The organism is Nostoc sp. DedQUE04 (assembly GCF_034530995.1).
In the GTDB taxonomy this organism is placed as follows: Bacteria; Cyanobacteriota; Cyanobacteriia; order Cyanobacteriales; family Nostocaceae; genus Nostoc.
On record NZ_JAVRCA010000123.1, the window covers coordinates 1 to 10,046 of the forward strand.

The following is a 10,046-nucleotide window of genomic DNA, read 5'->3' on the forward strand; positions in this document are numbered from 1 at the left end:
TTTTACTCCAGCTTTTTATTATCCCATGTTATTTATATTAAGGATAAGTCTAATAAAGCATATAACCAACATCAAAGAGTCAAAACAAATGCAAGATAGTCTTGTATTTGTTTACAAACATCTTTGCATAACTTTTTAGTAGGTTAAAAAGATGCTTATTGAAAACAACATTCCGGGTTTGCCAGGAGAGTCCTATCGGTTCAAAGGTAATGAACCTTTACTATTAAATGACCCGCAGACAGTTTGGATAGTGCGATCGGGTTCCATGTCGCTATTTGCCATTGCGGTTAATAATGGTAATCCAGAAGGAAAACGGCGTTACTTATTTAATGTCAAATCCGCAGAAGCAATGTTTTCAATACCATCTGAGTTTCAAAACAAGCAGCTGCAAATTTTAGCAGTGTCGCTTGAAGAAACAGAACTGCTCAAAATCTCTCGCAAAGATTTTGAGTCTATGTTCGCAGACAAACAAGCTTATGCAGTGGATTTGCTAGAGCGTTGGATATATCAAATGGGTTCGGCTGTTGGTCGCGAACCTAATCGTAACTTCAAAATTTCAAAGCCAGGAACTCAGTTTTTCTCCTTAGCTAATGGCGAGATATTCCGACCAGAACAAGGCAGCATATCTTGGGTACAAATCCAAAGTGGTTATGCCAATTTAATGGGAATTGCCGAACTAATTTTTGACTGTGCGTCTGGTCTGTTACCTTTGAGTGCTGATATGTGGTTGCAGGCAAAGGGCATATTAGAATTAGAAACTTTTCCTGCCGAAGAAATTCAAGAAGCAGACACTTTAATGGTTAGTCTTGCTCAATTGCAAATAAATTTTCTGCAAATAATTAACTTGCTCTCTGAGCAAGAAATACAGCAAGAAATCGAGAGGTGCCGGCAAAGAGAACACCTGAAGCGTCAGGTGATGAATGAAACGTTAGAGGAACTGTCATCTGTGGTGCAACAGAGGGAAACAGCCACTTCTTTACAGATGATACATGGCAGTAATTCCTCAGACCAAGCTCTGTTAGTTGCAGCAGGAGCAGTGGGACGTGCTTTAGGCATTGCGATTCGCCCTCCAGCTCACTCAGAAGACCTCAAACGCCTAAAACACCCAATAGATGCGATCGCCCGTGCTTCACGAATTCGGATGCGTCGCTTGCATCTAATCGGCAACTGGTGGAAAAGTGACTGTGGGCCAATGCTGGGATACACTTTAGAAGACGAAAGTCCGGTGGCTCTGTTACCAGTTAAGAGCCGTACAAGGGGCAACAGCTATGAGATTTTCCATCCCCTCAAGCAGACTCGCACTTTTGTAGACGAGCAAACAGCTGCTACGCTCTGCACCACTGCCTATGTATTTTATCGACCTTTGCCCGATAAAAACCTCAAAACCTGGGATATACTTCTATTTGCGCTACAGGGTCATTATAAGGATCTAGTTATCATCCTGTTAAGCGCAATTGCTGTTTCTTTATTAGGAATGGTAACGCCCCAAGCTACTGCTATTCTCATAGATAACGCCGTTCCAGATAGCGATCGCGGACTATTGTTACAAATCGCTTTAGGTCTTTGTGCAACAGCTTTTGGAGGTACAATTTTTCAACTAGCTCAAGGGCTTGCCCTCATGAGACTAGAAACTTTTGCCGACTCATCCACTCAAGCTGCGGTGTGGGACAGGCTATTAAAGCTAAGTGTATCTTTTTTGAATCAGTATTCTATTGGCGACTTAGAATCTAGGGTTTCTAGCATCAGTGAAATTCGCTCCATACTCAGCGGTACAGTTCTCAAAAGTATTTTCTCTGGCGTGTTTGCCTTCTTAAACTTGGGATTGCTAATTTACTACAACAGTTCGTTAAGCGCGATCGCTATTGTTGCAGCTGTTGTAAATATTATCCTGACTTTCTTCTCTGGTATGCTTACCCTCCGCAAGGTTCGTCCCTTATTGGAGCAACAAGGACAAATCTTTGGCGTGATGGTGCAGTTAATCAACGGGGTTGCCAAATTGCGAGTCGCAGGAGCTGAAGAACGCGCTTTTGCTTACTGGGGTAAACAGTATAGCCAGCAAATAAAATTAGTGTTGAGTACCCAAGCTATTGAAGACGTTCTCAACGTCTGCAATAAAGTTTTGCCCATACTCACATCTTGCGTAGTTTTCTGGTTTACTGCCACATTACTACAGCAAAGCCAGCAAACACAGGGTACTCAAGCACTATCCATTGGTACTTTCCTGGCATTCAACTCTGCTTTTGGTACGTTTGTTAGCGGTGCAACCAGCTTGAGTACAACCGTTGTCGATGTTCTAAAAGTCATACCTTTGTGGAAGCGTGCCCAACCAATTTTGCAAGCCGAACCAGAAGTTAATAATAGTAAAGCAGATCCCGGCAGGTTATCCGGCAGAATTGTTGTAGACCATGTGGCTTTTCGTTACCACGATGAAAGACCGTTAATCTTAGATAATGTGAATATTCGGGCTGAACCTGGGGAATTTATTGCTCTGGTAGGCACTTCTGGGAGTGGGAAATCAACTTTGTTTCGGTTGTTACTCGGATTTGAGACTCCGGAATCTGGCAGTATTTACTATGATGGACAGGAATTGACAGGACTGGATATTCATGCTGTGCGCCGACAGATAGGTGTTGTATTGCAAAATGGCCGATTAATGTCAGCTTCTATCTTTGAAAACATTGCCAGTGGCGCTTTAGTCACAATTGATGAGGCATGGGAAGCCGCGCGGATGGCGGGTTTAGCAGATGATATCCAAGCTATGCCAATGGGTATGCACACTGTTGTCAGTGAAGGAGGTGGTAATATCTCTGGCGGACAACGGCAAAGGCTGTTAATTGCTAGGGCATTAGTATTGAAACCACGAATTTTACTGTTTGATGAAGCGACCAGTGCCTTAGATAACAAAACCCAGGCTATTGTTAGTGAAAGCCTCGATCGCCTAAAGGTAACGCGCATAGTCATTGCTCACAGACTCAGTACAATCCACAATGCTGACCGTATCTATGTGCTTCAGAATGGTCGGGTTGTAGAGCAGGGCAGTTTTGAGCGACTAGTCAATCAGCAAGGGCTATTCGCTCAACTGATGATGCGGCAAAAGCTATAAGTATGAAGGTTTGGTAGTAGTCGGCTTTGGCTATCGCGCTGTGCCAGTTGCGTAAGTCCTGTTTATCTTGGAATTTCACCGATGCAGTTAAGTATTCACGTAATTCTTCGATAATTCAACTGTCGGCTCCTAATTGCAACGATGTCTACGACGGGCTACGCCTACGCAATTGAGATTCACTCTTTAATGTATAGTCAAGGGAATCCCGTTATCTTTGGGTTTTAAATTGAGAATAAACGGAACAGCTTTCAATACCCAATCGGACACGGGTGTATAATTAGCAGCTTCTTCTCCAAAGCTAATAGAAAGCATATCTGTATGAATGATACCTGGATTGAGGGGTATAGCAGCCATACCACTCGGCAATTCTTGTGCCAAAGAACGAGTTAATCCTTCTATTGCCCACTTAGAAGCACAGTATGGTGCTACTTGGGCTGAAGTCGAACGTCCCCAGCCAGAACTAAAGTTAACAATAATACCCCGTTTGTTTTTCACCATTGCTGGTACGAAATGGCGAATTATATTCGCTACTCCTTTGATATTGATATCTATAAGCTCAGAAAATTCTTCAGATGGTATTTCCCACAAAGGTGCTAGGTAATTAGTAATTGCTGCATTATTTATCACTATATCTGGCGGTGAATATTTTTGAAGTACGTCTTGGGCCCATTTTTTTACAAGTTGTTCATTTGCCACATCTACAGATGTGAAATCGTTGGTAGCACTAAACTTTTGGCGTATTTTATCGATAGCATCTGATGAACGGGCGCAACCAATAACAGTATGTCCCTGTTGAATAAAACCCTCGGTCATCGCATAACCTAGACCTTTACTTATGCCTGTAATTAAGATGAGCTTAGTCATATTATTCTGGTATTATTGGATTTCAGTTTTTTTCCGGTCGGTTTCGTGGGGGTAAGGTTCGTCCATCATAAAACTGAATAACTAACTTACTTAGTCCGATCCATGCTAGTGCAAAGATTAAGGGAGCTAGAGTTTCAATCACAACTACTACAACTGATGTTGTCTGAAAAAATAAAAGCATTGGAGTCCAAGCCAAAGTAAGTACTGTTGCAACTCCACTCCCAAATCTCAATCGCTCAATAATAGAAAGCGCCGAGCTACAACTAGCACATTTTTCCGTATGAGAATGATACCTCTCCAACAGCACGGATTTTGCCAGTGGGGGAGAAAAAGTCTCTTTGCCAAATGGTTCAGCGTTATATTGGTTTACCCACTGACGCAATTCAAATACAAAACTATCTGCTTTGGTTGGAAGGTAAAAGGCTTTAGTAAAGTTCGGGCTACCTCCTTTAGCTTCAAGATACCTTTCCTGATAGTGGAGAAAAATTTGATCGTCTTCTAAAACGCCATTTTGTCCAATGTGGTAATACCAACGCGGTCTGAGCTTAATAAACCAACCTGGAAGTTTAGAAGGAAACTTAAAAGGAAAACGTGCAAATACACGACATTCTCCTTTACGTATGGGTGTAGCATAAACAACGGTTAGAATTCTGCCGCGCTGGGAGTTGATGTCGTGCCACATTAAACTTGGAGCGACGAAGGTTGTAGATAACTCTCCTGATTGCCCTGGTTTCAAACCTTGTTTCCAAATCCCTTTGAATCCATGTTTCCCAGATTCAATGACTTCAAGTTCCAGAGGTGCTGCATTTGCCCTATTTCCTACCGTTTTATGGTGTGTAAATGATATGTGGCTAGGGTCTAGTATATTTTCTAATAGGGTTAATGCATCATAAGGTACATCTCTAAATGTATTAATTACAACCCATCCTTCTGGACATTCTTCTAATGGTTCAATTATTGGGACTTCGGTTTTGGCAGCATTTTCATATTCACCAACGTATACAAACAGTAGTCCTTGCTTCTCAATAGTTGGTAATGATGCCACACAAGCTCGTTTTGATGTCTCTGCTGTTCCACCTTCGACTTGTTGAGGAATCCTTTGACAATTTCCATCTCCAGAAAAACCCCAACCGTGATAGGGACATTCCAAAAGCCCATCGTCACTAATTCTGCCTTCAGACAACGGTGCTAAACGATGAGGACACTGGTCTTCAAAGCTTCTCCAAGATTGGGCAAGTCTATCCCACCAAATTACAATATCTCTTCCCAGTACTGTAAAAGGCGTTGGTTTTGATTTGTCTAAGTCCTCTAGGTAATGGATGGGATACCATGTTTCTTTACAATCAAAACTATTCGGATCGCTGCCGCCCCCAGGCTGTTTTGAGTGCAAACTATCTCTGACGTTAACTTCTTTCTCAAGCATTTTTGATGTTTATTAACTTTTATTGCCTACTCTAAGATTTATTTTAACTAGTATGAACATTGGCTGTATGGCGATCGCATTTCCATTTTTGATTTTATGAATAGCCACTAAAATGGCAGATAATATGCTATTAGTAAACACTGACAAGACAAGTTTCTCAATCCTTCCCTACGCCGAGAACTCTTACCCCATTATCAGGCTTGAACACTGACCGGAACAGGGAGAATACGACCCAAACCTGTGAGCTTGCGGAAAATCTGAGTCAATAAAATAGGCTCAGGTTTTTGAGGAAGCATTTTTATGGTTTCACGGACATATTGAAAGCCGTGACAGTGAGGCTTGAGGTCAACAATGCCGCATTCGGGGTTACTGTGACGGAAATTAGCTAGAAACTGAGCTTTCTAGCGAAGTAATCGCACTAATGTTATAAAATCGTGTTGCTCTCATTGCCGTTTGAATTTAGACTTGCTGTCTAGGTTTGCACTTTTGTGCATAGCTTGAAAACTGATCTCCAATTAAAATAGGTGCATACTTTAACGAGTAGAGTTAGGGATAAAAATTACAAAATATGAATCTCAAGATAAACCTGACAATTCAGGCCATGTGGAAAAGCTCATTTTAGCGGTTTCCTAACCCTGATTTTCCGTTAGCTATTTTCATTAACTTAGAGCTATTGATAATTAGGCTGTAAAAAAAGCCAAGCTTTTTCGAGGATTGAGGACTTACTGTGAAAAGTAAGCAAAATAAACACTGTAGAGTAAAAGATTTTTTGTAAAGCTTAAGGAAACTTTTAGTTTAAATGAACATAAGTAAAAATCCGGTAGAAGTAAGTTTGAAAAAAGATCGCACTTATGGACATTTACCAGTGGAGAAAAAACTGGGTATTCTTGTTGTCGATGACCATCAATTAATTTTAACTGGTACCCTGGATGTATTAAATCGAGAGTATCCCGAAGCTGCTATTGTTAAAGCTCAAACTAGAGAAGAGACACTTTATCAACTTCAACTTCATCAGTTTGACTTGATTGTGATGGATTTATCAATTCCCGATCGGCAAGGGAAGATAGCAGAAATTGATACCGGAATTAAGCTGTTGCAAAATTTGCTCAAAGAATATCCCCATCAAAATTTTATCGTGCAAACTAGTTATGTGAAAGCCTTGATCCGGATCAAACACGAGATTGATAATCATCAAGGTGGGTTTGCGATCGCAGACAAAGGATTACCCGAAAATGAAATGCTGATGCGGGTTAATTTGGCACTTCAGGGTGCAACTCACACCAAAGACATCAAAACGGGAATCGAACTCAAACCGGAATGGTTGGATGTGTTGCGGTTAGCTTTTGAAGAGAGTTTAACAGATAAGGCGATCGCCGATCGAATGTATAAATCAGAACGAGCAGTGCGGACTTACTGGACAAAGATTCAGGATGTTTTGGGGGTATATCCTGAAGACTGCAAGCAAAGCGGTAAGAATATGCGAATCCAAACCGAAGTTCGTTCCCGTGAAGAAGGCTTAATTGATTAATACGCAAAAAATTAAGCTGGAAGCTAGATGAAAAGGAGAATCAGGAATCGCATTTGGAAAGAATTCAGGTTATGGTCGCTGGCTATACGTCCAGGGATCGTAGTGCTGTTGTTGGTAATGTTAATCCGAATAACTGGAGGAATACAATCTTGGGAATGGATGCTGCTTGATACGATGCTACGTCTGCGTCCGATAGAAAACCCTGATGAACGTGTAGTAATTGTGGGTATCGACGAAAAGGATATTGAATGGGTTAAACAATATCCAATCCCAGATCAGAAGATTGCAGAGTTACTCACCAAGCTGGAAACTTATAAACCGCTAGCCATTGGGTTGGATATCTTCAAAAATGTTCCTGTAGAACCTGGTGGCGAACAACTAGCGCAGATATTACGAGCAAATTCTAATATTATTGGTATTGAAAAAATTTTACCGCCTGGAGAAACTTCACCACCCCAGAGCTTGCCATCCGAACGAGTTGGGTTTGTCGATTTACCTAATGATGAAGATAGCAAAAATCGACGCTATTTGTTGTATACGCCAAATCCTAAGAATATCAATGAAGATAAATATTCTTTAGCACTGCGGTTAGTTACTAAGTATTTAAATGCGAAAGGAATTGAGCCGCAAACTGGAAAAAATGACCCGAATACAATAAGATTCCGTGGGATTGAATTACCCCGAATTACCCATAATTTTGGCGGATATGTCAGGGCTGATGATGGGGGGTTGTCAATTTTGATGAACTTTCGCAACAGCGATCGACCTTTTAATATTGTTTCGCTGCGCGATATTCTCAACGATCGAGTTGATGCAGAATTGCTGCGCGATCGCATTGTCTTAGTTGGCAATCGCAATATGAGCGCGGGTGATATTTTTTATACTTCAGCTTTATCTAATTTAAAATTAAGCGGTCAAATTTATGGCATTGACTATCACGCTCATGTTATCAGTCAAATTCTTAGTAGCGTAATAGATAGCCGGACAATGTTGCATAGTTGGGGAGAGTTTGGAGAGTACACATGGATATTTGTTTGGGGGATTTTGTCGATCGTTATCGGACGGTTTACCGAATCTGCTCAAGCAAATTTACTGACTGTAACTGTAGCAGCATTTTGTTTGTTTAGCTGCGGGTATATGATGCTGTGGGTGTGGGGTGTATGGATTCCTGTAGCACCTAGTTTTCTGAGCTTAGCCGTGAATGGGTTAGGTTTAGGTGCTTTTTACCAGCATGATAAATTTTTGCGATCGCAAATTAAGGAACGTCAAAACACAATTCAACACACATTTACCGTAATTCATAATGGCCCTTTGCAAATTCTTGCTTATGGATTAAAGCATCTGCGTGCTAAAGATATTCCTTACGAACAACTGGTTGAGCAATTTGAAAAACTCGATCGCGAAATTCGTGAACTTGGCGATTTTCTCAAACTCGAAGCATTAACCACAGAAGAGAGCTTACGTTTAGGTAGCGGATTAATACTTGAATTGAAACGACCTTTGCATGATTTATTATATGAGGTTTACTCAAGTACATTAGAACGTAAAGATTTTGAACATTTTAAAACATTAAAAGTTAAAATTCGGAATTTTGAACCGATTGATGATAAATATTTAACTATAGAACAAAAACGGGGAATATGTCTGTTTTTAGAAGAAGCTTTATGTAATGTTGGTAAACACGCCCAAGGAGTCAAGCGAGTTCAAGCATCGGGTGTTTATAGTGCAAATAAATACAATTTATCTGTAAGAGATAACGGTTCAGGTATTAAATCAAAACTAGAGAATAAAGGCACAAAACATTTTAAAATGCTTGCTAAACAATTAGGAGGAGAGTTTCGCCGTGAATCGCTTTCTCCACGTGGGACTATATGTGAACTTCGTTGGAAACCTACAAAGGAATTTTAAGAAGGAATAAGGCGTTATATCATGTCTGCTAGATTACTTATTAAACCTGAAGAACCCCACCCCGCCAAAGCTATGCTTTGTCTCCCCTCTCCGGCTTGCAGGGAGAGGCTGGGGGTGGGGTGCAATGACTGTGGAAATCATAACTAATTATACGGACATGATATTAGTCGCCAGAATTCTTAATTCTTAAAAAGTTTTAGATAACCACACAATCAACAGCATTTACCATGAGTCATCAACATTTCGTATTTTGGGAAAATAAGGGCAGATTTACAATCTTGGTTGTAGGAGTAGTTTTTCTTATGACCGCAGTCCCAGCATTTGCCGAGTTTAAACCACGCGATCGCAAACCAGCCAGCGACAATACCCGTGCAGGTGGTTCGCGTGGATGTTCAGCTAGCGGCATACCACTGACGCAGCTTGCACCTCAGACATTTATCGGTAAAACTGCTTCCACACGTCCAACCTTAGCTTGGTATATGTCAAGTTCTCAAAATGCGCGATTCCAACTGTATGAATTTGATTCACCCAAGACAGTTAAAAAAATTGGGCAAGTTAAAGAAATACCCACAACAGTTGGGATTAACAAACTAAAACTTCCCGTTGATTACCCCGAACTCACAGTCGGTAAAACATATTTATGGCAAATTGCAATTGACTGCGAAAACGACACGATTATTAGACGTGCAGAATTTACCGTTATCAATCCTCAATCACTTGCTAAAAATCGATTTACTAGCATTCCAGAAAGTATAAATTATTATACTGAAAATGAACTGTGGTACGAAGCATTAGAAGAAGCATTAAAAGCAACTGGTAATGCTAAATTGGGGCAAACTGGGGCAACTTTAGTTAAAGAACTTGCACAGTCAGAAATGCTGATTGGTAATGACGTAGATCAAAAAAATATTCAGCAACGAATTGAATACCTCCAGAAAATTGGCAGCGAAAAAATATAGCAGTTTTCATTTTGATGCAACACACTCTGACCTCACTCCAAACCTCTCTCCTTTTAGGAGAGAGGCTTTGAATCTTACTCCGCTTCCAACAATAAAAGTTTTTCCGATCCCCTCTCCTAAGAGGCTACGGTGTACACACAAGTCTGAAATAGTTTACTCACTTGGTTTTTCATGTCAGTTTTACCCCACCCTAACCCTCCCCTTAGAAAGGCTACGGTGTACACACAAGTCGAATTACCCCCCTTAGTCCCCCCTTGTAAA

6 protein-coding genes are annotated in these 10,046 nt (G+C 40.9%); 4 read left to right on the forward strand and 2 right to left on the reverse strand.

Going from position 1 to position 10,046, the window contains the following annotated elements; genetic code table 11:
• The first annotated feature begins 151 nt into the window (after positions 1 to 151).
• Entirely contained in the window at positions 152 to 3,103 is a 2,952-nt protein-coding gene (locus tag RM049_RS38655; protein WP_322708025.1) for an NHLP bacteriocin export ABC transporter permease/ATPase subunit, read from the forward strand.
• Between the two features lie 183 nt (positions 3,104 to 3,286).
• Here RM049_RS38655 and RM049_RS38660 read toward each other — a convergent pair whose 3' ends face one another.
• On the reverse strand, positions 3,287 to 3,967 hold the full coding sequence (locus RM049_RS38660) for an SDR family oxidoreductase (protein ID WP_322708026.1): 681 nt from the start codon (positions 3,965 to 3,967) through the stop codon (positions 3,287 to 3,289).
• 22 nt (positions 3,968 to 3,989) lie between these two features.
• A complete protein-coding gene (locus RM049_RS38665; protein WP_322708027.1) occupies positions 3,990 to 5,390 on the reverse strand; it encodes a Rieske 2Fe-2S domain-containing protein in 1,401 nt (466 codons plus the stop codon).
• Between the two features lie 799 nt (positions 5,391 to 6,189).
• Here RM049_RS38665 and RM049_RS38675 point away from each other — a divergent pair.
• The 3 genes from RM049_RS38675 (at position 6,190) to RM049_RS38685 (ending at position 9,785) form a co-directional block, all read left to right on the forward strand.
• A complete protein-coding gene (locus RM049_RS38675) occupies positions 6,190 to 6,918 on the forward strand; it encodes a response regulator transcription factor (protein WP_322672392.1) in 729 nt (242 codons plus the stop codon).
• Between the two features lie 27 nt (positions 6,919 to 6,945).
• On the forward strand, positions 6,946 to 8,826 hold the full coding sequence (locus RM049_RS38680) for a CHASE2 domain-containing protein (protein WP_322708028.1): 1,881 nt from the start codon (positions 6,946 to 6,948) through the stop codon (positions 8,824 to 8,826).
• Between the two features lie 302 nt (positions 8,827 to 9,128).
• Positions 9,129 to 9,785, forward strand: a complete 657-nt coding sequence (locus RM049_RS38685; protein ID WP_322708029.1) for a DUF928 domain-containing protein — start codon at positions 9,129 to 9,131, stop codon at positions 9,783 to 9,785.
• Positions 9,786 to 10,046: the final 261 nt, after the last annotated feature.

Bases quoted from the DNA above. Each gene is read 5' to 3' on its own strand.
- RM049_RS38655 (WP_322708025.1), top strand. From the start codon at position 152: ATGCTTATTGAAAACAACATTCCGGGTTTGCCAGGAGAGTCCTATCGG.
- RM049_RS38660 (WP_322708026.1), bottom strand. From the start codon at position 3,967: ATGACTAAGCTCATCTTAATTACAGGCATAAGTAAAGGTCTAGGTTAT.
- RM049_RS38665 (WP_322708027.1), bottom strand. From the start codon at position 5,390: ATGCTTGAGAAAGAAGTTAACGTCAGAGATAGTTTGCACTCAAAACAG.
- RM049_RS38675 (WP_322672392.1), top strand. From the start codon at position 6,190: ATGAACATAAGTAAAAATCCGGTAGAAGTAAGTTTGAAAAAAGATCGC.
- RM049_RS38680 (WP_322708028.1), top strand. From the start codon at position 6,946: ATGAAAAGGAGAATCAGGAATCGCATTTGGAAAGAATTCAGGTTATGG.
- RM049_RS38685 (WP_322708029.1), top strand. From the start codon at position 9,129: ATGACCGCAGTCCCAGCATTTGCCGAGTTTAAACCACGCGATCGCAAA.